25 protein-coding genes are annotated in these 22,074 nt (G+C 33.2%); 21 read left to right on the forward strand and 4 right to left on the reverse strand.

Features of this window, described 5'->3' with window-relative positions; all coding sequences use genetic code 11:
• The first annotated feature begins 13 nt into the window (after positions 1-13).
• From MRU_RS04375 to MRU_RS04445, 15 genes are all read left to right on the forward strand, one after another.
• On the forward strand, positions 14-406 hold the full coding sequence (locus tag MRU_RS04375; protein ID WP_012955669.1) for a 30S ribosomal protein S8: 393 nt from the start codon (positions 14-16) through the stop codon (positions 404-406).
• A 10-nt stretch (positions 407-416) separates the two neighbouring features.
• Positions 417-950 (forward strand): 50S ribosomal protein L6, encoded by a 534-nt coding sequence (locus tag MRU_RS04380; RefSeq protein ID WP_012955670.1) that lies wholly within the window; start codon positions 417-419, stop codon positions 948-950.
• Between the two features lie 73 nt (positions 951-1,023).
• Complete coding sequence (locus MRU_RS04385; protein ID WP_048812419.1) at positions 1,024-1,356, forward strand: 50S ribosomal protein L32e; 333 nt, start codon at positions 1,024-1,026, stop codon at positions 1,354-1,356.
• Between the two features lie 547 nt (positions 1,357-1,903).
• Positions 1,904-2,350 (forward strand): 50S ribosomal protein L19e, encoded by a 447-nt coding sequence (locus MRU_RS04390; RefSeq protein ID WP_012955672.1) that lies wholly within the window; start codon positions 1,904-1,906, stop codon positions 2,348-2,350.
• 11 nt (positions 2,351-2,361) lie between these two features.
• Entirely contained in the window at positions 2,362-2,943 is a 582-nt protein-coding gene (locus MRU_RS04395; protein WP_012955673.1) for a 50S ribosomal protein L18, read from the forward strand.
• Entirely contained in the window at positions 2,940-3,581 is a 642-nt protein-coding gene (locus MRU_RS04400) for a 30S ribosomal protein S5 (protein WP_012955674.1), read from the forward strand. Before MRU_RS04395 ends, MRU_RS04400 begins: the two co-directional genes overlap by 4 nt.
• A gap of 11 nt (positions 3,582-3,592) precedes the next feature.
• Entirely contained in the window at positions 3,593-4,051 is a 459-nt protein-coding gene (locus tag MRU_RS04405; RefSeq protein WP_012955675.1) for a 50S ribosomal protein L30, read from the forward strand.
• A gap of 12 nt (positions 4,052-4,063) precedes the next feature.
• Entirely contained in the window at positions 4,064-4,507 is a 444-nt protein-coding gene (locus tag MRU_RS04410; RefSeq protein ID WP_012955676.1) for an uL15m family ribosomal protein, read from the forward strand.
• 600 nt (positions 4,508-5,107) lie between these two features.
• Positions 5,108-6,478: a preprotein translocase subunit SecY gene (gene secY, locus MRU_RS04415; protein WP_012955677.1), complete on the forward strand. Its 1,371-nt coding sequence runs from the start codon at positions 5,108-5,110 to the stop codon at positions 6,476-6,478.
• A 167-nt stretch (positions 6,479-6,645) separates the two neighbouring features.
• On the forward strand, positions 6,646-7,203 hold the full coding sequence (locus MRU_RS04420) for an adenylate kinase (RefSeq protein WP_012955678.1): 558 nt from the start codon (positions 6,646-6,648) through the stop codon (positions 7,201-7,203).
• A gap of 344 nt (positions 7,204-7,547) precedes the next feature.
• Positions 7,548-8,156, forward strand: a complete 609-nt coding sequence (locus MRU_RS04425; RefSeq protein ID WP_012955679.1) for a DUF106 domain-containing protein — start codon at positions 7,548-7,550, stop codon at positions 8,154-8,156.
• A gap of 467 nt (positions 8,157-8,623) precedes the next feature.
• Positions 8,624-8,890 carry a 50S ribosomal protein L34e gene (locus MRU_RS04430; protein WP_012955680.1) on the forward strand — a complete coding sequence of 89 codons (267 nt, stop codon included), beginning with the start codon at positions 8,624-8,626 and terminating at the stop codon, positions 8,888-8,890.
• Complete coding sequence (cmk, locus tag MRU_RS04435; protein WP_012955681.1) at positions 8,890-9,408, forward strand: (d)CMP kinase; 519 nt, start codon at positions 8,890-8,892, stop codon at positions 9,406-9,408. Before MRU_RS04430 ends, cmk begins: the two co-directional genes overlap by 1 nt.
• Positions 9,408-9,575 (forward strand): 50S ribosomal protein L14e, encoded by a 168-nt coding sequence (locus MRU_RS04440; protein ID WP_012955682.1) that lies wholly within the window; start codon positions 9,408-9,410, stop codon positions 9,573-9,575. Before cmk ends, MRU_RS04440 begins: the two co-directional genes overlap by 1 nt.
• Before the next feature lie 613 nt (positions 9,576-10,188).
• Positions 10,189-12,684 carry a right-handed parallel beta-helix repeat-containing protein gene (locus tag MRU_RS04445; RefSeq protein ID WP_048812420.1) on the forward strand — a complete coding sequence of 832 codons (2,496 nt, stop codon included), beginning with the start codon at positions 10,189-10,191 and terminating at the stop codon, positions 12,682-12,684.
• Positions 12,685-13,103: 419 nt separating this feature from the next.
• Here MRU_RS04445 and MRU_RS04450 read toward each other — a convergent pair whose 3' ends face one another.
• From MRU_RS04450 to cbiM, 4 genes are all read right to left on the reverse strand, one after another.
• Complete coding sequence (locus MRU_RS04450; protein ID WP_012955684.1) at positions 13,104-13,937, reverse strand: ATP-binding cassette domain-containing protein; 834 nt, start codon at positions 13,935-13,937, stop codon at positions 13,104-13,106.
• 1 nt (position 13,938) lies between these two features.
• The gene (cbiQ, locus tag MRU_RS04455) at positions 13,939-14,631 is read right to left on the reverse strand and encodes a cobalt ECF transporter T component CbiQ (protein WP_012955685.1); all 693 of its coding nucleotides are present in this window, start codon (positions 14,629-14,631) and stop codon (positions 13,939-13,941) included.
• 343 nt (positions 14,632-14,974) lie between these two features.
• Complete coding sequence (locus MRU_RS04460) at positions 14,975-15,262, reverse strand: energy-coupling factor ABC transporter substrate-binding protein (RefSeq protein WP_012955686.1); 288 nt, start codon at positions 15,260-15,262, stop codon at positions 14,975-14,977.
• A gap of 10 nt (positions 15,263-15,272) precedes the next feature.
• Complete coding sequence (gene cbiM / locus MRU_RS04465) at positions 15,273-15,938, reverse strand: cobalt ECF transporter S component CbiM (protein WP_012955687.1); 666 nt, start codon at positions 15,936-15,938, stop codon at positions 15,273-15,275.
• Positions 15,939-16,472: 534 nt separating this feature from the next.
• On the opposite strand from cbiM, the gene cobI reads away from it, so the two are divergent.
• The 6 genes from cobI to cobK all read left to right on the forward strand — a co-directional run bounded on the left by cobI (position 16,473) and on the right by cobK (position 22,070).
• Positions 16,473-17,159 (forward strand): precorrin-2 C(20)-methyltransferase, encoded by a 687-nt coding sequence (gene cobI / locus MRU_RS04470; protein ID WP_012955688.1) that lies wholly within the window; start codon positions 16,473-16,475, stop codon positions 17,157-17,159.
• A 74-nt stretch (positions 17,160-17,233) separates the two neighbouring features.
• On the forward strand, positions 17,234-18,373 hold the full coding sequence (cbiD, locus tag MRU_RS04475) for a cobalt-precorrin-5B (C(1))-methyltransferase CbiD (protein WP_012955689.1): 1,140 nt from the start codon (positions 17,234-17,236) through the stop codon (positions 18,371-18,373).
• 119 nt (positions 18,374-18,492) lie between these two features.
• Positions 18,493-19,248: a precorrin-4 C(11)-methyltransferase gene (gene cobM / locus MRU_RS04480; protein ID WP_012955690.1), complete on the forward strand. Its 756-nt coding sequence runs from the start codon at positions 18,493-18,495 to the stop codon at positions 19,246-19,248.
• 61 nt (positions 19,249-19,309) lie between these two features.
• A complete protein-coding gene (locus MRU_RS04485) occupies positions 19,310-20,332 on the forward strand; it encodes a cobalt-precorrin 5A hydrolase (RefSeq protein WP_012955691.1) in 1,023 nt (340 codons plus the stop codon).
• A 231-nt stretch (positions 20,333-20,563) separates the two neighbouring features.
• Positions 20,564-21,295, forward strand: coding sequence for a precorrin-3B C(17)-methyltransferase (gene cobJ / locus MRU_RS04490; RefSeq protein ID WP_012955692.1), 732 nt, complete (start codon positions 20,564-20,566; stop codon positions 21,293-21,295).
• A gap of 16 nt (positions 21,296-21,311) precedes the next feature.
• Positions 21,312-22,070, forward strand: coding sequence for a precorrin-6A reductase (cobK, locus tag MRU_RS04495; RefSeq protein ID WP_012955693.1), 759 nt, complete (start codon positions 21,312-21,314; stop codon positions 22,068-22,070).
• The last annotated feature ends 4 nt before the right edge of the window (positions 22,071-22,074 follow it).

Genomic DNA, 22,074 nt, shown 5'->3' on the forward strand with positions numbered 1-22,074 from the left:
AAAGGTGACTATTATGACTCTTATGGATCCTCTTGCAGATGCCTTAACAAACATCAGAAATAACGAACGTCAAGTAAATGACCACTGTACTATTTCTCCAGCGTCCAAATTGATCGGACGTGTGTTAAGCACAATGCAAAAAGAGAATTATATTGGCGAATTTGAATTTATCGATGATAACAAGGCTGGAAAATTCGAAGTGGAATTGGAAGGTAACATTAATCAGTGCGGTGTAATCAAACCTCGTCATGCTGTAAAGAAAGATGAATTTGAGAAATTCGAAAAAAGATATTTACCAGCAAAGAACTTCGGTATCTTAATCGTAACCACTCCTGAAGGTATCATGACCCACAGGGAAGCTAAGGAAAGAGGTATCGGCGGACGTTTGTTGGCTTACATGTATTAGGTGATTAAATATGGTATTAGCTGCAGCTATAAGGGAAGAAATTGAAATCCCTGAAGGCGTTGAAGTTATAATTGATGATGAAATTTCTATGAAAGGCCCAAACGGCGAAATTTCTAGAAAATTCACTTACCCTAATGTGACTATTAAGAAAGAAGACGATATCCTTGTTCTTGAAACCGCTTTCCCAAAAAAGAAAGACAAATCAATGATCGGAACTACCAGAGCACATTTAAACAATATGATTAAAGGAGTAACCGAAGGTTTCACCTATCATATGAAAATCGTATACGCTCACTTTCCAATGACCGTAAAGGTCGAAGGAGATAAGGTAACCATTGACAACTTCATTGGGGAAAGACATCCTAGATCTTCAAAGATTGTAGGAGGAGCAAATGTTCAAGTAAAAGGTGATGAAGTAATCATTACCGGTGTAAACAAAGAAGACGTCGGTCAAACTATGGCTAATTTAGAACAAGCCACTAAAATCAGAGGCAAAGACCCTAGAGTATTCCAAGACGGTATCTACTTAACCAGCAGGGAATAAATAGGATTGTTTTAAATTTATTGGTGTTATTTAGTTATTAGTTATAGTAATTATAGTTATAATGGTGATTTTGATGAGTAAAGATTTTAAAAGACAGGAATATGCTCGTTATAAAAAATTAGGAACCAAATGGAGACGTCCTAGAGGTAAAACTAGTAAAATGAGAAGATACGAAGCAGGTAAACCTGCAATGCCATCAATTGGTTATCGTACTCCTAGAGCTACTAGAGGATTACATCCTTCTGGTTACAAAGATGTTCTTGTTTATAACATGAAAGATTTAGAAGCTCTTGACGCAGAAACTGAAGCTGCTAGAATCAGCGCTTCTATTGGTAAACGTAAAAAAGCATTGATGTTAGAAAAAGCATCAGAATTAGGTATAAAAGTATTAAACAGACAATTATAAATTTTTAATTTATAGAATTTTGAAAAACATTGTTTTTCATTGATAGATGATGAAACTGAAGTTTTTTCATTTCCTAAAAAATTTGTTAAGAAATTTAATTATAAAAATAAATGGCTTTAATCATTGATTCCGATGAATCAATTTTTAAATCAAAATTTGAATTAATTAAAATTATAAAATTTATAATGCTTACTACTTAGAAAATTAGGGGCGTTAAATAAAGTTGGCAAGGGATTATGGAATACGTCCTTAACCTCATGTCACAACCTATTTAACAATTTGATTCAATCAATTAATTGATCAAAGGGTTTAATAACTAAACTCTTGATTACTGGATAAATAATTAATTGTGTGTAATTTAATGAGGGGATTTATGGAAAATTCGCTTTTTAAATATATTGGCCAAAAGTCAAGCAAGGAATCCATTTTCTAAGTAAGAGCACGATAAACGATTAAATTAACAAATGAATTTAATTTATCAAAATTAAAGGGAAGCTTGAAAAATTTTGATTCAAGTTTATCAGCTAGTTAAAATGGAGGATTATTAATGAATCTTACTACACAAAGAAGATTAGCTGCTAGTATACTTAAAGTTGGAGTAAACCGTGTATGGATAGATCCAGAAGAAGTAGAAGAAGTTTCTAGAGCTATTACAAGAGACGGTGTCAAACAACTTATAGATCAAGGTATTATCAAAGCTAGACCAAAAACTGGTATTAGTAGCTACAGATCTAAAAAACTTAAAGAGCAAAAGAAGAAAGGAAAACGAAAAGGAAGAGGTAGTGTAAAAGGAGCAAAGAACGCTCGTACACCTAAAAAACAAGTTTGGATGAAAACCATCCGTGCTTTAAGAAGCGATCTTAAAGAAATGAGAGACACTGGTGAAATCGATCCTACTACCTACCGCAAATTATACAAGATGGCTAAAGGTGGAGCTTTCAGAAGTAAATCTTACATGAAAACTTACGCTAGAGACCATGACTTAATCAAATAGGAGGAATTGACATGGCAAGCGGATCAAATTATAAAGTGGCTTTCAGAAGAAGAAGAGAAGGAAAAACTGACTTTGCTGCTAGAGCTAAATTAGTGGATGTAGACAAGGCAAGATTAGTTGTAAGAATTTCCAATGCTAATTGTATTGTTCAAGTAATCAATGTAGGCCTAACCGGCGATGAGACTGTCGTATCTGCACACAGTAAGGAATTAAACAAGTTAGGCTGGAAAGGCGGAAACAAAAACACCAGCGCTGTATACTTAACCGCATACTTATGTGGTAAGAAGGCTCTTGCAGCTGGAGTTGAATACGCTATTGCAGACATTGGTTTAAAATCCCCTATTAAAGGAGCTAAAGTATTTGCAGCTGTAAAAGGTGCTGCTGATGCAGGATTAGATGTTCCTTATGGCGAATCTATCATTCCTAGTGAAGATAGAATCAATGGTGAGCACATTGCAGCATATGCAGAAAGCTTAGATGAAGATGAACTTAATAAAAAATTCTCTCAATATTTAGCAAGAGGTCTTCAACCTACTGATTTACCTCAACACTTTGAAGAGATTAAAAATAAAATTGATGAGGCTGAAGTATGAGCTTTAATATGGATGATTGGGAACCTAAAACCAATTTAGGTAAGGAAGTAAAAGCAGGTAACATTACCGATATTGATGAAATCTTTGAAAAAGGTCTCCCTATAATGGAACTTGAAATCATTGACGCATTGCTCCCTGACTTGGAAGAGGAAGTAATGGACGTAAACTTAGTTCAAAGAATGCACAAATCTGGTAGAAAAGTAAACTTTAGAGTAATCGTTGCTGTCGGTAACAGAAACGGTTACGTAGGTTTAGGACAAGGTAAAGCTAGAGAAGTAGGTCCAGCTATCAGAAAAGCAGTGGATAACGCTAAATACAATGTAATCAAAGTAAGAAGAGGCTGTGGAGACTGGGGTTGTGTCTGCGGAAGACAACACACAGTTCCATTCAAGGTAACCGGTAAGGCAAGCAGTGTAAAGGTAACCTTAAGACCTGCTCCTGCAGGTGTAGGACTTGCTATCGGTGATGTAGGTAAAACCATTCTCAGCCTTGCAGGATATAAGGACGTATGGTCCCAAGCAAGCGGCCAAACCCAAACCACTGTAAACTTTGCTAACGCTGTATTCAATGCTTTAAAAGAATCCTGTAAGATGAAAGCTTCAGAACAAGACCTTAAAAATATGGGAGTAATCCAATAAGCGGTGGTATCATGTATTTAGTTATTAGAGTAAGAGGTACTACTGGTGTTATTCAAGGCATTGCAAGTACCTTAGAAATGTTAAGACTTAACAGAATCAATCACGCTGTATTAGTTGAGGAAAACCCAAGCTACAAAGGTATGCTTCAAAAGGCAAAGGACTATATCACTTGGGGAGAAATCGATGCTGAAACTCTCACTGAAATCATTGAAAAGAGAGGAAGATTAGTTGGCGGTGCTCGTATCAGCGAAGAATACTTAGCTGAAAACACCGATTATTCCAGCTTCGAAGAATTGGCTAATGCATTACTTAACGGTGAACTTAAAGCTCAAGATATTAATATGAAACCTGTATTCCGTTTACATCCTCCAAGAAAAGGATATGAAGGAATCAGACATTCTATCAAAGAAGGCGGATCCTTAGGTTACAGAGGAGAAGATATTAATAGTCTTGCAAAGAGAATGGCTTAAGGGTGGATTAATATGATTAGAAAAGGCAAAAAAATCAACAAGATGAGAGGTTCCAGATCTAACGGTGGAGGCTCTGTCAAAAGAAGAAGAGGAGCAGGTAACAAAGGTGGTAAAGGTAAGGCTGGAGCTGGAAAGCACCACTGGTCCACCACTGTAATCGAAAACAGATATTACTTTGGTAAACACGGTTTCAAAAGACCTCAAAAGACCATCCACAGATCCTATCCTGTAAACTTAAACTTCTTGAATGATAAGGCTGAAGAGTTCTTGGAAAAAGGAATAGCAACTAAAGACGAAGACGATGTAATTGTCATTGATGTAACCGACTTAGGCTACAACAAAGTTTTAGCTACTGGCTCTCTTGACATTCCTTTAGTTGTAAAGTCTCCTGCATTCTCCGAAGCAGCTATCGAAAAAATCGAAGAAGCTGGTGGAGAAGCAGTTGAATTATTCTAGGAATATTTGGATTATTCTAAGATTGATTTATTCCATTTAGGGAAAATTCAATTTTTAAGAAGTCTAAAGCAAATTAAAAAGTTAAATAATCAATAAACATTCTTGTTTATTGTTATTTTTCATTTTTTTAATTTTCATTTTTATAAAAATTTGTTAATTTATCATTTTTATTAAAATTATTTAATATTTTCATTTTTATAAAAATTTGTTAATTTATCATTTTTATTAAAATTATTTAATATTTTCATTTTTATAAAAATTTGTTAATTTATCATTTTTATTAAAATTATTTAATTTTTTCATTTTTATTAGAATTATTCTATTTAATTGCTTTAATAATAGTATTTTATATCGAATACTTTATATTTAATGAAAATTATAATTATTATTAATCTGAAATATTATAGTATTACTGAATGTTTTATATTATGCTAACATTCAAAAGATAATTTATTCTGATGTTTTTATTCAATGATATTTTGGATCATATTTATTAAAAAAACTTAAAGAAAATTCAGTGATTGAATATAGTATTCAATTGAGAATATCTATCATATTTAATAACATGAATTTAGTAGATAATAATTTAATGGGGAAACAATGTTTTTAGAAAATTTTAAACCAATATTTCAGTTGCTTCCTGAGGTAAAGACTCCTATTCATAGGCAGGACTTTAGGGAAAAGCTTAAATGGACAGCTATAGTTTTAGTTTTATATTATTTTTTAACTCTTATTCCATTATATGGGTTGAGTCCAGCTGCAGTTGACCAATTTGCACAATTAAGAGCTGTTATGGCAGGTAGTTTCGGGTCAATTCTTACATTAGGGATTGGTCCTATTGTAACAGCGTCAATTGTATTGCAATTATTAGTCGGTGCAAAGATATTGGATTTGGACTTGACCTTACACGAACATAAGGCTATGTTTCAAAGTACTCAAAAATTATTAGCTATTATTTTCACTATATTTGAAGCAGGAGTTCTTGTATTCACAGGAAGTCTGGTTGCTATCGACCCATCTTTCTATCCAATCATGCTCTTGCAGCTTGTTATTGGAGCTATTATGATCTTATATTTGGATGAAGTAGTATCCAAATGGGGATTCGGTAGTGGTGTAGGTTTATTCATTGCTGCTGGTGTAGCAGAAACAATTATTGTAGGTACATTTAACTTCTTGCCAGCTTCCGCTGCCTCAACAACTGCTTCAGGTATTCTTCCTGCATTTATTCAATCAATAATTGGTGGAGCACCTAATTTCCAAATCTTGATTCCATTGATTGCTACCATTGTAGTGTTCTTGATAGCAGTATATGGTGAAAGTATGAGAATCGAGATTCCTATTTCCCACGGCAGAGTAAAAGGACACGGTAGAATCAGAGGGGCTGTAGGTAAATATCCTTTGAAATTCATCTATGCAAGTAACATGCCGGTTATTTTAACCAGTGCGCTTCTTGTAAACGTATCCCTTATTGCAAGTCTCTTCCAGAAATTAGGATTCCCTATATTTGGAGAAGTTTCAGGTGGAAGGGCTATCAGCGGACTTGCTTTATGGCTTACCACCCCTAACAGCATAAGCGTATTGTTTACCAATCCTTTAAGGGTTTTATTCTACGCAATTGTATTTTTAGGCTGTTGTGTACTCTTCTCATGGCTATGGGTTGAAATCAGTGGTTCCTTAAGTGCTAAGGAAGTTGCAAAGCAACTCTATAACTCTGGTATACAGATTCCAGGTTTTAGAAGTAGTAAAAGACAACTTTATACAATCATGAAAAAATATATTCCAGCTCTTACAATCCTTGGTGGTTTATTCGTAGGTATTTTGGCATTTATTGCAGACCTTACCGGAGCTTTAGGCGGAGGTACAGGTGTATTGCTTACTGTAGGTATTGTATACAAGCTCTACGAAGAGATCGCTCAAGAACAACTTATGGAAATGCATCCAATGTTAAGAAAATTCTTAGGAAACGATTAGTTCCTTTGAATTTAGTTTAAACATTTTTATAATGATAATTCTTAGGACGATTAGTTCCTTTGAATTTATTATTTTCTTTTTAAGAGTTGATTAAGAGCAAAATATTTTTTATTTTAAAATTATTTTATAAATTGATTTATTATAAATGATACTTTGGGAGGATTTAAATGAAATTAGTAGTTTTAACAGGTATTCCAGGTTCTGGAAGTACTACTGTACTTAAAAAAGCTTTAGAAGAAGTAGATTATCTTCATTTAAACTATGGAGATATAATGACTGAAATTGCTGTTGAAAAAGGTCTTGTTGAGACTAGAGACGAGTTAAGAAAATTGCCTGCAGACACTCAAAAAGAGATTCAAAAGGCAGCAGGAATTAGAATTAAAGAAAAGTCTGAAAGTGAAAATGTAATTGTAGACACTCACTGTACCATAAGCACTCCATCTGGTTTCTTACCTGGACTTCCTAAATGGGTATTGGAAGGTTTAAATCCAGATCATTTTGTTTTAATCGAAGCATATCCTGATGAAATCAGGGTTAGAAGAACAAATGATGACACTAGACAAAGAGATGCTGAATCAGCTGAAGCTATTCAATTGCATCAAGAAATGAACAGAGCAGCTTCAATGGCTTATGCCACTTTAACTGGAGCAACTGTGAAAATAGTTTATAATCATGACAATGAGCTAGATGACACTGTCGCTGGCTTAGTTGAATTTTTAAAATAATTTTTAAAATAAGAATAATATCTATATTTTTTCTTAATTTTTTAAAAAGAAATAATATCCTTATTATTTTTTCTTTTTTAAATTATTTTAATTATAATTTTTTTAAACTAGTTCCAATCAGTATTTAAAAATCATTTTAATAACAGTATTTTAAAATATTACTTTATAAATTTGTAAAAAATTTATAAACTAATAGTTTATTATACATCTATGAAAAAGTAATTTTATCAATTAAAATTATTAATAAAAGTTTATTTCATCTTTAATAAAGAGAGATAATCTTATATTTAAAAATAAGAATTATAATTTACTATTATATTTAATTAAACAATGTGAGGAATAAAATGGCGTATCAAGGTAGTTTTCTTTTAGGTATTTCCTGGCTTCAGCCAGTATTCGATGCAATGAATGCTGTCCTTAATCCTTTAGTTCAATTGGATCCAACTCCAAATAATCCTGTACTTACTGTATTTGTGATATCTGCTTTAATATCCCTTTTGACAGTTACTGCACAGAAATTATTAGTGGACCAAGACAAGATGAATGAGATGCAAGCAAATTCAAAGGCTTTGCAGAAAGAATTAAGAGAAGCTCAAAAAAGTGGAGATGCTAAACAAATAGCAAAAGTTCAAGCAAAACAAACGGATATGATGCAAGACCAGAGCGAAGTTATGAAAATGTCATTCAGACCAATGATTGTAACTATGGTTCCTATCTTATTAATATTCGATTGGATGTGGCAATCCGCTATACGTTCACTTATTGTTGTATTCCCTCCAGCTGTTTATTATTGTACTTTAACTCCAATTTTCCACTCTCTAGGACAAATGCTTTACGGCGGTAACATAACTACCATTCCATTTGGTGTAGGTTGGTTATGGTGGTATTTCATTTGTACTTTTGGAATGAGTCAAATCATTAGGAAATTTATGGGATTCAAGAACGGTTTCTAGATAAATATTAATGTTTTATTTGGATAGCCTAGTTGGTTTATTTATTTATTAATAAACTAGCATTAAAACAATATTTTATTAAATAAATTTAATTTATTTTATCATATATTTAATTTAATGATACTTATTCGCTAACATTAGATGCAGTATATTTTATATGTACATATCATCTTAGATATTTATTAATCTAAGTTATTTTCTGTTTCGAATTATTTATTTTTAAAAAATCCCAGAAAGTAACGATATCCTGTAATACTAAATTTTAGCAAGCTTGTAATGATTTGGGCATGTTAAAGTGGTGAAAGACTACTTAATTTGGGTTGTTATAAATTGCTAGGATTTTAAAATTTTACTTCAAATCTACAAGTTTAGACAATTTGCCATCTTATTAAAGGTATGATTGTCAGATTAATATTTAATCAATTTATAATTTGTAGTACTTTTAAAAAAACAAATTAGGTGAGAACATGCCTGCAAATAGATTTAGATCAAGATCATATAAAAGAACAAATACAAAGACTCCTGGTGGAGTTAATGTTTTAAGATATAAAAAGAAAAAACCATCTAAGCATGTATGTGCTGAATGTGGTGCTGTATTACATGGTGTACCAAGAGGACGTCCTTTTGAGGTCAACAAATTAGCAAAATCTAAAAAGAGACCTAACCGTCCATTTGGTGGAAACTTATGTCCTGAATGTACTCGTAAACATTTCAAACAAGAGGCAAGAAAATAATGATAATTACAATCGGTGGCGTAGCTGGCAGTGGAACCACAACAGCTGCAAAGGTATTATCTGAGAAATTAGGGGTTCCGTATATTTCAGCTGGAGCTATCTTTAGAGAGATGGCTGAAGAGCATGGGATGACTCCTGTGGAATTTGGCAAATTTGCTGAAAATAATACTGACATCGATAAAGAGATTGATAATAGACAAGCTAAACTTGCAGAGGAAGCTGATGATCTTATTATTGAAGGAAGATTGTCTGCATACTTTATTGATGCGGATTTAAAGGTTTGCTTCACCGCTCCATTAGACGTTAGAGCTAAAAGAGTATGTGAAAGGGAAAACAAGTCAGTTGAGACTGCTCGTTTGGAAATAATCGCTCGGGAAGAAAGCGAAGCTATAAGATATAGGGATATTCATAATATTGACATAAAGAACATGGATATTTATGATTTGATAATCAATACCAATAGCTTCGATCCGGAGAGCATTTCAGAAATTATTATAACAACATTAAAGGTGATATGATGGCAGCTATAGAAGTTGGTAGAAAATGTATTAAGACTGCTGGTAGAGAAGCAGGTAAAGAATGTGAAATTGTTGCAATTATTGATGAAAACTTCGTAGAAGTAAAAGGAGACGAAGTTAAAAACAGACGTTGTAACATTAACCACTTAGAACCTATTATGGAATAAGTGTGCTAATTTACTTTATTTTACATTTTTTTATTAATTTATACATTTTTACTTTTTATATATTAAAATAAAATACAATTTTTGTATATTTTGAATTCATCTTTTAGATGAGTTCTTATATTTTTTCTTTTTTTCTAATCTTTTTTTATTATTTAATTTATTCAGTTTACTTTTTTGACCTTATTATCTTTTTTATGACCTTATTATCCTTTTTTGATTTTAGTAATCCTATTTTTTATAAAAGATAAAATTGATTTAATATTGGAAATTGATTTAATATTGGATTAAACATCATTTATTTCTTTTAAAAAATTTTATCCATTGTGGAAACCTAATGCAATAATGTTGTTATTTCACCATTCCACAGAAAGTTTAAAATATAAGTGAAATTAATAGTTTAATTAAGTAAAATAAGAAAAATCATAAAGGTTTAATTTTCATAGCTAAACTTTTATTTAACGAAACAATTGTTAAGATGGTTTTGTAAACTGTTTTTATAAATTAATGTTCTAAACGGTTTTTATTTAACTAGGAATGTTGTAAACTGTTTTGATTTAACTAAGAATGCTGTAAATTGCTTTAAAAGAATAATTTTATGATTTTGGTGTTTAAGATGGGCATATTTGATAAGGTCAAGTCAGCTTTTGAATCTAGTAAAAACTTTAAATATTTAGATGATTTAATTCATAGCGGGCTGAATGAGATTGTTTTGGATGATGATATCAGCTTAAGTAAAAATGAAAAAAACAAGTATTCTAACGGCATTGAAATAGAAATTGATAATCTGGTTATTGATGGAAATGGCCATGCAATAGATGCCCAAGGAAATGGTTCTATCTTTTTATGCACTGGTAAAAATATCGTAGTAAAGAATATTCATTTTAAAAATGGAATCCATTCCAATGGAGGTGCAATAGAAAATCGTGGGGAATTAACTATAATGGATTCCACATTTGATGGAAATAATGCATCCCTTGGAGGGGCAGTTTTTAACGACGGCCCTAAACTAATGATAGCTAAATCCACAATCACTGGAAACATAGCCAAAGAGGGCGGCGGAGCAATATATAATAATGATGGCGAGGTTTATATTTCAGAATCCATGATTAACGAAAATGTCTCTAGTTTTCATCAGTATTCTGGCGGAGCAATTTATAATAAGGGCGAGTTGACTATTGAAAAATCAACACTCATTAGAAACCATGCAAGTTTTGGCGGAGCAATAGGAAATATTGGTCAGTTAAACATAATCGATTCCACAATTAGCAATAATGAATCCAGTGGTGATGGCGGTGCAATTTTTAATGATAATGCTAGCTTATCAATATCCAATTCAATGATTGAAGCTAATGTCTCAGATGGATTGGAAGGCGGAGGGGCGATATATAATAAGGAAGGCGAGCTTAACATTACTGGATCTGTCCTTAAACAAAACGAATTGGTCGGCCAAATAGGAAAAGGGGGAGCTATATATAATAATGGAGGCAATCTCAATATTGCAGGTTCATCACTTTGCAATCATTCCATAAACTTTTTTGGGGGAGCGATATATAATGATGGAGGCAAGATTAATATTGCAGAATCCAAATTCAATGAAAATTCCTCTAACAGGAATGGCGGGGCAATATATAATGAAGGTGAAGTCAATATTAGAAAGTCATCCATTAAGAAAAACAAGTCTGATGGCGGAGTAATAGAGAATATAAATGGAGATTTTAAGATATTTAATTGCGAATTTTTCTCAAACGAATCTCAAGGAAATATAATATTCAATCAAGATTCATTAGAAATTAATTACACTGATTTTAAGGATAATCGATCAAAATCTATGCTGCTTAATGATGGAGTCAAATCCAAAATGAGCCTTGTTAAAGGAGAGATTAATGGTAATGATGTTAAAGATACATTAATCCTCAATGAAGGAAATTCTTTAACCATATCTGAAACTGTTTTTGAAAATAATTTGATTCCTAATGGGGATGCCATAGTTAATTCAAGTAATTTGATATTGACAAATCCAAAGATAAATGATGATAATCAGGAAATAAGAAATCAAGGGAATCTTCTTTTAAAAAGGTCATCTCTAGATATTAAAGGCAAAATCAATGGGGAAGGAAAAATTGAAACAGATGACCATTCCAATGAAGATAAATTTGATTTTGGATATCTTGACAGCCTAATTCATGGAAGTCCCGATAAGGAAATTGTGCTGGATAAAGATATAAAACTTGAAAATTATGAAGTTGATTTTTATGAAGGGGGCATAGAACTGGATTTCGATGATTTGATTATAAATGGAAATGGCAAAACTATTGATGCTAGAGGAAAATCCCGTATTTTCACAATAAGTGGAAAAAACATCACTCTAAAGCACATTACTTTTAAAAATGGACACTCTTATAAAAATTACGACAACCCTTTAAATAATAATGGAGGGGCAATAAGAATTAATGCCAATGCAAATCTCACAATAACCGATTGTAAATTTTTAGATAATCTCTCAGAGGATTATGGTGGAGTTATATATTATAATGGCTCTGGAGACTTAGTTCTCACTGCATCAACAATGAAAGGCAATACTGCAGAAAATGATGGCGGTGCCATATTCAGTAGCGGAGAGGTGAAAATAAATAAATCTAAATTTATCAACAATAGCGGAAATAATGGCGGTGCTATTGCAATTGTAAATAGTAATGATAAAGCATCTGTCACTGAATCTATTTTTAATGAAAACGCCGCAGATTCGAAAGGAGGAGCAATCTGGTTCCATAATTCAAATATTGCATTGGCAGATTGCACTTTCAATGATAACTATGCTACTTGTGGAGCGGCAATTTACCAAGAAATAAGCAAGGGAAGCATAAGCAATTCCACTTTTAAGAGGAATTTATCATCTTATGCATATTGGCATGATGGAAAATTAGTTACTAATAAAAATCATGCTATCTTCATTGATACAGGTTCTGGATTAAATGACTTCAATCAAGATAGAGACAATATCATCAACTGTGATTTTATAGATAATAATAATAATCTTTATGCTCAGAAACATGATTTAATTAAATCTAGACTTGATGAGCACTTGGCTCTATGGAAACGCAATTTATAATTATGCTATTGTTTAATTTTCATAGTTTAACGTTTATTTATCGAAAATATAGGGCTTAATTTTCATAGTTAAACGTTTATTTATCGAAAATATAGGGCTTAATTTTCATAGTTAAACGTTTATTTATCGAAAATATAGGGCTTAATTTTATAGTTTAACGTTTATTTATCGAAAATATAGGGCTTAATTTTATAGTTTAACGTTTCTTTAATGAAATAATAATGCTTAATTTTATTGTTAAACGTTTATTTAATGAAAATAATAAGCGAAAATAAGCATAAGTTTATAAAAATAAAATTATATGTTTAAAGTTATGTGATGAATAGGTGTTTATTTAAAAATGATTTGAAGAAAGTATTAAAACAATTATTAATACTTAATTCATCAAATGTATAAAAAATTCTTGTTTTATTAAAAGATTAATTTTTATTTAATAATTCTAAGAACTTTTCCTTTGCCTCGTCAATGGTTAAAGGATAGTCATCATTCATATCATATCCTTCTTTTTCTAGTTCTTGGAATAGCTCTGTAACAATCGGAACTTCAAGATTTGCCTGTTCAAGAATTTCAGGCTGTGCAAATATTTCTTTTGGAGTTCCTTCTGCAACTAATTCCCCATCAACCAATACAAAGACCTTTTCTGCATAGGTAGGTACAAGGTTTACCTCGTGAGTTGAGATTATTACAGTGATTCCTTCATCATTAAGTTCCTTCAATAGATTGCTTAATGCTGTAACCCCTTGAGGGTCTAGCCCTGCTGTAGGCTCATCCAGAACCATTATCTCTGGTTTCATTGCAAGGATTCCTGCAATTGCAACCCTTTTCTTCTGACCTCCGCTTAGGTGGTGAGGAGCTGTCTTTTCATATCCGCTCATTCCAACCCTTGCCAATGCCTCTGTCACTCTTTTTTGAACCTCTTCCATAGGAAGCTTAAGGTTTAGCGGTCCGAATGCAACGTCCTCTTCTACAGTCGGTGCAAAGATTTGGTCATCAGGGTTTTGGAATACGATTCCTACCTTCTGTCTGAATTTAAGCAATGATTTCTTGTCATACTTTAGCTCTTCCCCTTTGATGAAGACCTGTCCCTCATCAGGTTCGTATATGCCGTTTAAATGAAGGAACAAGGTAGACTTTCCCGCACCGTTTTTTCCTAAAAGAGCAACCATTTGTCCTTCTTCGACCTTTAGGCTAACTCCCTTAAGTGCTTGATAATCCTTATTATATGAATATTTAATGTTTCTAACTTCTAACATTTTATTCCTCCTTTGGCGGTATATAAACCGGAAGCTCTCCGTCGTAGCCTCTTGAATCTAAACTGTTTTGCAATGTTTCGCTTTTTTCCAATGATCTTAAAAATATATTGCTTACAAGCGATCCTAAGCACTGCAATGAATTCCAATAGGAATTATACCCTAATCTTGTCTTCTGTGCCTTCTGCATCACATCAATCTCATTTAGGAATATGAAGATTGTATTGTACATCAAAAGCCCTATCTCAATCACTATTTTAGGAACCTTAAGTGTTTCCAAACAGTGGAAGATCTTTGCAATAGGTGTTGTAAGGGCTAGGAATCCTAGGATAGGAAAACACCCTAACACTCTGAAGAATGTGTAGAGACCGTAATGCCATGAGTCGTCGGTGACTACGATTCCAAAGAATCCTGTTTGGTAGATGACCTTTCCGCTTCCGAAGAAGAATATCAGAAATAGACATGTTATTATAAGGAATGCCATCGGAATGGTCAGGAATTTTATGTAAGAGCGGATGTTTATCTTTGCAACTCCAAGAATTATGATGGAGAATAGTATGAACATGAAAATGTCAAAGTACAGGTTGTCCAATGCCAATGTAACAATCAGTAGAATTATGGTTATAAATAATTTATAATAAGGATTTGCTTCGCTAAGTTCATTGTGATGAGCAATATAATCCATATCAAATTTCATAAAATCACTAAAGAATCATTATATTGAATAAAAATTTATAAAAAGTCTTGTTTTTTTGTTAACTGAATAAAGTTGTTATTTGGATGTTAAATTTTAAAAAGTCTTTTCCACTTTTTTAGTTAAATTCATTTTAGAATTTAAGTTATTATTTTATAAAAAGTCTTTTCCACTTTTTTAGTTAAATTCATTTTAGAATTTAAGTTATTATTTTATAAAAAGTCTTTTCCACTTTTTTAGTTAAATTCATATTTGAATTTAAGTTATTTATTTATAAAAAGTTTTGGTCTAATAAGTATAAGAATAATTTTAAGGTATAAAAAAAGAAAAAAGGGATAAAGAAGATCTATTCTTCTTTACCTTGTCCTCTCCAGTAGCCGAAGAAGTAACCAATAATGATTGCACCTATAGCTGCTTGAAGAGCGAATAATAAACTTTCTATTTCACCACTAGGTGGTTCCCATATTGATGAGAACCATGGTTTAAAACCAGATTCTTCAATAGCTTCGCCAGCTGCATCGTCTGCTCCGCCGAAGTATCCATCATCTTCACCAAGACCGCTGTACATAACTAATGGTGCTATGAAGATTATAGCACAAATGACTGCTAAAATAATTAATGTTGTTCTTTCCATATTAATCACCTTATGCTTCATTAGGAGCTAATACACCTAATTTGTCTAATAATTTTGGTTTGTAAGCTTTTAATCTGTCCCATATGATTACGGTTAAGATACCTTCACCAATAGCTAATGGTACTTGAGTTACTGCAAAGATAACTAAGAATTTTGTTAATGCGCTGCCAAAAGAAGGAGCAGGGAATGCGAAAGCTAATTGGAATGAAGTAGCCACATAAGTTAATAAGTCACCTAAGAATGCTGCAAAGAAAATTGCAATGGTTGATGAAATATTAGCTTTGATGCAAGCTTTGTATACGAGCCAAGCAACGAATGGGCCTATAATACCCATTGAGAAAATGTTTGCACCTAAAGTGGTTAATCCGCCGTGAGCAAGTAAGATTGCTTGGAACAAGAGTACGATAGTTGCAAGTACAGCAGTTACAGCAGGGCCGAATAATGCTGCACCTAATCCGTTACCACAAGGGTGAGAACAGCTTCCAGTAACGGAAGGGAGTTTTAAAGATGATAAGATGAACATGAATGCTCCACTGACAGCGAGTAATGCCTTGGAGTCAGGTGTTTCATCTACAATTTGTTTTATTTGATAGATACCGTAAGCGACAACGATGAATGATACGACGAACCATATGATACACCATGTCAAAGGTAAATATCCTTCCATAATGTGCATGTTTTATTTCCTCCAAATATTAAAATAAAAAAATATTATTTTTTAATTCACTATATCATATAATGAGCATATTTATATATGCTCAAAACATAACTTTATTAAAGTATTGCTAGATTTTTTAGTTGTTGCTATGCAATGCAACTGAAAATACTTCAATAAGTATATTTATATAATAAGTTATACTTAAACTTATTTGACAACATATAAAATTTAGTTGATTTTGATTATTTATTTTATATTAACTAAAATGAGCATATTTTTTATCAAAAATTCTTAAATTTATAATAGTGCTCTATTTAAACTTGCTTTAAAATATAATGTGTTTATTTAACTTTAAATTAAATTTAAGGCTATTTGCTATAATTAATTTAGTTATGTTTCTTATGGTTTTCTAAAATATCTAAATTTAATCATTTAGGTATTTGAAAAATTCATATAAAAACAATTTTTAGGCATTTTTAAAAATTTATTTTAAAAGCAATTTAAGCATTTTTAAAAAATTCATTTTAAGAAAATAAATTCTAGGGTATTGAAATGGAGAAAGGAAAATTATATGGTGTAAGCATTGGCCCGGGAGATCCTGAGCTAATAACTGTAAAGGCAATGAATATAATATCAAAATCCAAGTATATTGCAACTCCTCATACTGGAACAGGGGAATCCTTGGCATTGTCAATAGTGTCCCAGGCGATAGACTTGTCCAATAAGGAGATAATGCTTTTGGAGTTTCCTATGACAAAGGATAAAGATATATTGACTAAAAGCCATAATGAGGCTGCAGAAGCAATTATTAAGGTTCTTGACAGTGGAGAGGATGTTGCAATGTTGAATCTAGGTGATGTTACTATCTATTCAACTTTTGACTATACTAAGGATAAATTAGTGGAAAGAGGCTATGATGTTCAGGTTATTCCAGGTGTCACAAGCTTTTGTGCATCTGCATCTGAGCTTAAGATAGGCCTGACAACTATGAATGAGCCTTTGCATATCATTCCAGCAAGCGGAATAGACATTAAAGAAGCTCTTAAGATGCCGGGATCCAAGGTCTTCATGAAGATTGGAAGGTCAATGCCTAAGCTGATTGAAGCGATTGAGGAACTTGGTCTTCAAGACAATGTTTATGCAGTTGAAAACTGTGGTTTGGAAAATGAGAAGGTTTATAAAGGTCTAAAAGAGTTTGATGAAAAAATGGGCTATTTTACTATAGTCGTTGTTAAATAAAGGCATTAATGATTAATAAAATCATTTATTTCCTTACATTAATTTCAATTTAAAATAATCCTTTGGAGATTTTTATGCAAGATAAACGATTAGTAAACCAGCAGTTATTGCGTTGCGGATATACAACAGGAACATGTGCAGCGGCAGCTTCAAAGGCTGCAACTACCATGCTATTTGAAAAGGAGAGGGTAGATTCAGTCTCTATCACAACTCCAAATCAGACAAGCCTTAATATAGATGTTCTAAATCCACAATTAACTGATAAGAAGGCATGCTGCTGTATTCAAAAGGATAGCGGAGATGATCCAGACATTACAAATGGAATATTGGTCTCTGCAGAAGTGTCCTTAACAGAATCTAAGGGTATCAATATCGATGGAGGAAAGGGAGTTGGCAGAGTTACCAAGCCTGGTCTGGACCAGCCGGTGGGAAATGCTGCAATAAACTCAGTTCCTCGCAAGATGATTGAAGATTCCTTAAATGAATTGGCAAGGCATTATGATTACGATGGAGGATTCAATGTCATCATTTCAGTCCCTGAAGGTGAGGAGATAGGCAAGAAAACATTCAATCCGGAACTTGGAATCGTTGGAGGAATTTCCATATTGGGCACAACAGGGATAGTTGAGCCTATGAGCGCTAAGGCTCTTGCAGATTCAATCAAAGTGGAAATAAGCGTAATTGCAGCAGAGAGCAATGAGTCAATTCTAATATTTTTAGGCAATTTCGGAAAGAAATTCACCGAAGAAGAGTTAAAATTGTCTACAAGCCCTGGAATAATGTGCAGTAACTTTATAGATGTTGCTTTGGACAGTTCTGTTGAGTATGGATTTAAGAATATTCTTCTGATTGGACATATAGGCAAATTCGTTAAGCTAGGCATTGGGCTCTTCAATACACACTCCCATAATGGGGACGGCAGAATAGAAGCATTATTGTCATGTGCTTTAGAGGCGGGAGCTGATTTAGAGACCCTAAAGGCAATAAATGCTTGTGTAACCACCAATGCAGTATTGGATATCTTGTATGAAAAGGAGCTATTGGATAAGACCATGGAAATATTAAATGATAGGATTCAGCATAGAATTGATAAAAGGGTGCCTCCAGAGGCGAATATTGGCTTTATTTGCTTTGCAAATAGTGGAGAGTATGAGGGCATCCTATTTGAAAGCGATAATGCGAAAGAACTAATGACAATTTGGAAAACTGATTAAATTTATTTATTCAGTTAATATATAGGCTTAATTAATTTTCAATTATTATATTTATTATTTATCAAATTATAATCATTAAATTATCATTAAAATTATTTAAAAGTAAAAGGAGAAAAATTATGATTCATTTTGTAGGTGCAGGAAGCGGTGCTGTTGATTTAATAACTGTAAGGGGAGCTAATCTCTTAAAAGAAGCAGATGTAATAATCTATGCAGGTTCATTAGTCAATCCGGACTTATTGAATTACGCTAAAGACTCCTGTGAAATTTATGACAGTGCTAAAATGACTTTAGATGAAGTATTAGATGTTATGTTTGAGGCCGAAAAGGAAAATAAGATGACAGTTCGTTTACACACTGGCGACTCCAGTATTTATGGAGCTATCCGTGAGCAGATGGACCGTTTGGATGAGGTGGAAATTGATTATGATGTTTGTCCTGGAGTCTCAAGCTTTTGCGGTGCTGCAGCATCTTTAAAGGCAGAATATACCCTGCCTGATGTAAGCCAAAGTGTGATAATCACTCGTATGGCAGGAAGGACTCCGGTTCCCGAAAAGGAAAGCATTGCATCATTTGCAGAGCATGGAGCAACCATGGTTATTTTCTTAAGCACAGGGCTTCTTAAGGATCTCTCTAAAGAACTTGTCAAGGGAAGATACACTGAAGACACCCCTGCAGCTATTGTCTATAAGGCAACCTGGCCTGATGAGAAGATTATGCACTGTACTGTTGGAACTTTGTATGAAACCGCTAAGGAGAATAATGTTACAAAAACAGCTTTAATAATCGTTGGAGATGTTTTAGACAGTGAGTATTCCCTTTCACGCCTTTATGCCGATGACTTTTCAACAGAGTTCAGACAGGCTAAAAAATAAGAATTAAAACCAATCAAATAATCAATGCTTATTTATAGAATTTATTGCACAAGAGGTAAAAATGAAGATATCAATCATTGGATTTACAGATAATGGCATGGAAATAGCCTATAAATTATCAAATTCCCTATCAGAGGATAATAATATAAGTTTCACTAGATGTGGAAAAGGAGAGTTATCTATTTGGACAGAAGAACATTTTTCAGATAGTGATGCTCTTATATTTATAGGTGCGATAGGAATAGCCTTAAGGGCAATTGCTCCTTACATTAAGACCAAAACAAAGGATCCTGCCGTTGTTGTAGTGGATGAATTGGGACAATTCTCCATACCTATTCTATCAGGGCATATTGGTGGAGCCAATGAATTGGCACTTCAGATAGCAGATATATTAAATGCAATTCCAGTCATTACAACTGCAACTGATATAAATAATCTATTTGCAATAGATACTTGGGCAAAAAGCCAAGGATTGAAGATTTTAAATCCAGAATGCATTAAACTGGTTTCATCCAAATTGCTGAAGGGGGAAACAATTCATATAAAATCTGATTATCCTATTCAGGGAAACTTGCCCAAGAAGGTCCAAATCAATGATTTAGAAGATTCTAATAGTGATTATGATGTCATAATCAGCCATAATGATTATAGTTATATGGAGAATAAGGATATATTGTTATTAATACCTTCAATAATTACAATAGGTATTGGCTGTAGAAAGGATATAAGTTTTGATAACATTGAAAGATCCGTTTTAAATATATTGGATAAGGAGAATTATCATATACTGTCTTTAAATGCAATTGCAAGCATTGATAAGAAGGCTAATGAAAAGGGAATATTGGAATTTGCAAGGAAATACAATCTGCCATTCAATACTTATAGTGCTGAAGAGCTGAACAGTCTTGAAGGAGATTTCACAAAGTCAGAATTTGTAAAAAGCGTTGTGGAAGTGGATAATGTCTGTGAACGTTCCGCAGTCATAGAAAGCAATGGAAACTTGATTAGAAGAAAGGACACTTGTGATGGTGCGGGAGTGACTGTTGCTTTGGCAATGATTAATCCTATTCTTTCATGGGATTGATTAAATTGATTATGTTCTTATATTGGATTGATTAGGTGATCATGTTATTTTATAGGATTGATTAGGTGATCATGTTCTTTTATGGGATTGATTAGGTGATCATGTTCTTTTATGGGATTGATTAGGTTGATTATGTTTTTTTATGGGATTGATTAGATTAACCATTATCTTAAGGGGAAAATTAGAATAATGTTTATAATAATTATTTAAGTGTCTATTGGAGGAAAAATAATGAAATGTGTGTCTGTTGTAGGTATTGGTCCTGGAAATGAGTTGTATCTTAGCATTGCAGCTAAGGAAACTCTTGAAGATTCAGACTTAATTGTAGGCTATAAGAAATATGTGGAGCTAGTAGAAGAATATTTGCCTGAAAAGGAGTATCTCTACACTGGAATGACAAAGGAAGTAGATAGATGTAAAATGGCTTTGGAAAAAGCATCTGAAGGCAATTGCGTATCTGTGGTCTGCAGTGGGGATGCTGGAGTATATGGTATGGCAGGATTGGTTTATGAATTGTCTGTAGATTATCCTGATGTTGAAATTGACATTGTTCCAGGCATAAGTGCTGTCTTAAGTGGTTCTGCAGTTTTAGGAGCTCCAATAGGACATGATTTTGCAGTAATCAGTTTATCAGATCTCTTAACTCCATGGGAATTGATTGAAAAGCGCTTGGCCTTGGCTGGAGAAGGAGATTTCTGCATTTGCCTTTACAATCCTTCAAGCCATAAGAGAAAGGATTATCTTAAAAAGGCCTGTGAAATATTATTAAAACATAAAAAGGAAGACACTGTATGTGGTTATGTCAGAAACATTGGAAGAGAAGGTGAAGAATATCATATATTAAGTCTTAAAGAACTTAAAGACACTGAAGTTGACATGTTCACTACAGTCTTCATCGGAAATGCAAATACAAAGGTAATTGACAATAAGATGGTAACTCCAAGGGGATACAAGGGAGTATAGCTTAGAAGGTGTGATTATGCACAAGATTGTTTTGTTTGGAGGAACTACAGAAGGACGTTTATTGACTGAATTCCTATCTCAAAATAAGGTTCCATCCATTGTCTGTGTTGCCACTGAATATGGGGAGAAAGTCTTGGATTATGAGCCCCCAGTCATAGTTCAGCCTAAAAGATTAAAGCCTGGCCCTATGAGAAAGCTATTTCAAGAGGAGCAGACCGAGTTTGTCTTTGATGCTACACATCCTTATGCAACTGAAATAAGCAAGCACATCAAGGAAGCCTGTGATGAAATGGGCATTGAATACATCCGAGTATTGCGAGAATCCATTGAGATTGAAGGTACCACTAAAGTTTCCAGCATGGATGATTTGATTGATTATTTAAACCAAACTGAAGGTTTGATATTTTCATCTATGGGAGCTAAGGAGGCTGAAGCTTTAACCGCTCTAGAGAATTTCCCTGAAAGGGTCTATTTGCGAATGTTGCCTTCTCCCGAAGGGATTGGCCATTGCCTAGATTTGGGATATCCTATGAAAAACCTTTGCGGAATGCAGGGTCCATTTTCAAAGGAATTTAATATGGCTCAATTTAAGGAAATTGGTGCAGACATACTAGTTACTAAGGAATCAGGCAATGTTGGAGGATTTTTGGAAAAAACCGATGCAGCTAAGGAATGTGGTATGGAAGTAGTTGTTTTAAGCAGATTGCTTAATGAAGAAGGCATTAGCGTTGAAGAGGCTAAAGATGCCATAATGAGTAAATGCTTAAGGCGTTAGTGTT

Source organism: Methanobrevibacter ruminantium M1, from assembly GCF_000024185.1.
Taxonomy (GTDB): Archaea; Methanobacteriota; Methanobacteria; order Methanobacteriales; family Methanobacteriaceae; genus Methanobrevibacter; species Methanobrevibacter ruminantium.

Bases quoted from the DNA above. Each gene is read 5' to 3' on its own strand.
- MRU_RS04375 (WP_012955669.1), top strand. From the start codon at position 14: ATGACTCTTATGGATCCTCTTGCAGATGCCTTAACAAACATCAGAAAT.
- MRU_RS04380 (WP_012955670.1), top strand. From the start codon at position 417: ATGGTATTAGCTGCAGCTATAAGGGAAGAAATTGAAATCCCTGAAGGC.
- MRU_RS04385 (WP_048812419.1), top strand. From the start codon at position 1,024: ATGAGTAAAGATTTTAAAAGACAGGAATATGCTCGTTATAAAAAATTA.
- MRU_RS04390 (WP_012955672.1), top strand. From the start codon at position 1,904: ATGAATCTTACTACACAAAGAAGATTAGCTGCTAGTATACTTAAAGTT.
- MRU_RS04395 (WP_012955673.1), top strand. From the start codon at position 2,362: ATGGCAAGCGGATCAAATTATAAAGTGGCTTTCAGAAGAAGAAGAGAA.
- MRU_RS04400 (WP_012955674.1), top strand. From the start codon at position 2,940: ATGAGCTTTAATATGGATGATTGGGAACCTAAAACCAATTTAGGTAAG.
- MRU_RS04405 (WP_012955675.1), top strand. From the start codon at position 3,593: ATGTATTTAGTTATTAGAGTAAGAGGTACTACTGGTGTTATTCAAGGC.
- MRU_RS04410 (WP_012955676.1), top strand. From the start codon at position 4,064: ATGATTAGAAAAGGCAAAAAAATCAACAAGATGAGAGGTTCCAGATCT.
- secY (WP_012955677.1), top strand. From the start codon at position 5,108: ATGTTTTTAGAAAATTTTAAACCAATATTTCAGTTGCTTCCTGAGGTA.
- MRU_RS04420 (WP_012955678.1), top strand. From the start codon at position 6,646: ATGAAATTAGTAGTTTTAACAGGTATTCCAGGTTCTGGAAGTACTACT.
- MRU_RS04425 (WP_012955679.1), top strand. From the start codon at position 7,548: ATGGCGTATCAAGGTAGTTTTCTTTTAGGTATTTCCTGGCTTCAGCCA.
- MRU_RS04430 (WP_012955680.1), top strand. From the start codon at position 8,624: ATGCCTGCAAATAGATTTAGATCAAGATCATATAAAAGAACAAATACA.
- cmk (WP_012955681.1), top strand. From the start codon at position 8,890: ATGATAATTACAATCGGTGGCGTAGCTGGCAGTGGAACCACAACAGCT.
- MRU_RS04440 (WP_012955682.1), top strand. From the start codon at position 9,408: ATGGCAGCTATAGAAGTTGGTAGAAAATGTATTAAGACTGCTGGTAGA.
- MRU_RS04445 (WP_048812420.1), top strand. From the start codon at position 10,189: ATGGGCATATTTGATAAGGTCAAGTCAGCTTTTGAATCTAGTAAAAAC.
- MRU_RS04450 (WP_012955684.1), bottom strand. From the start codon at position 13,937: ATGTTAGAAGTTAGAAACATTAAATATTCATATAATAAGGATTATCAA.
- cbiQ (WP_012955685.1), bottom strand. From the start codon at position 14,631: ATGAAATTTGATATGGATTATATTGCTCATCACAATGAACTTAGCGAA.
- MRU_RS04460 (WP_012955686.1), bottom strand. From the start codon at position 15,262: ATGGAAAGAACAACATTAATTATTTTAGCAGTCATTTGTGCTATAATC.
- cbiM (WP_012955687.1), bottom strand. From the start codon at position 15,938: ATGCACATTATGGAAGGATATTTACCTTTGACATGGTGTATCATATGG.
- cobI (WP_012955688.1), top strand. From the start codon at position 16,473: ATGGAGAAAGGAAAATTATATGGTGTAAGCATTGGCCCGGGAGATCCT.
- cbiD (WP_012955689.1), top strand. From the start codon at position 17,234: ATGCAAGATAAACGATTAGTAAACCAGCAGTTATTGCGTTGCGGATAT.
- cobM (WP_012955690.1), top strand. From the start codon at position 18,493: ATGATTCATTTTGTAGGTGCAGGAAGCGGTGCTGTTGATTTAATAACT.
- MRU_RS04485 (WP_012955691.1), top strand. From the start codon at position 19,310: ATGAAGATATCAATCATTGGATTTACAGATAATGGCATGGAAATAGCC.
- cobJ (WP_012955692.1), top strand. From the start codon at position 20,564: ATGAAATGTGTGTCTGTTGTAGGTATTGGTCCTGGAAATGAGTTGTAT.
- cobK (WP_012955693.1), top strand. From the start codon at position 21,312: ATGCACAAGATTGTTTTGTTTGGAGGAACTACAGAAGGACGTTTATTG.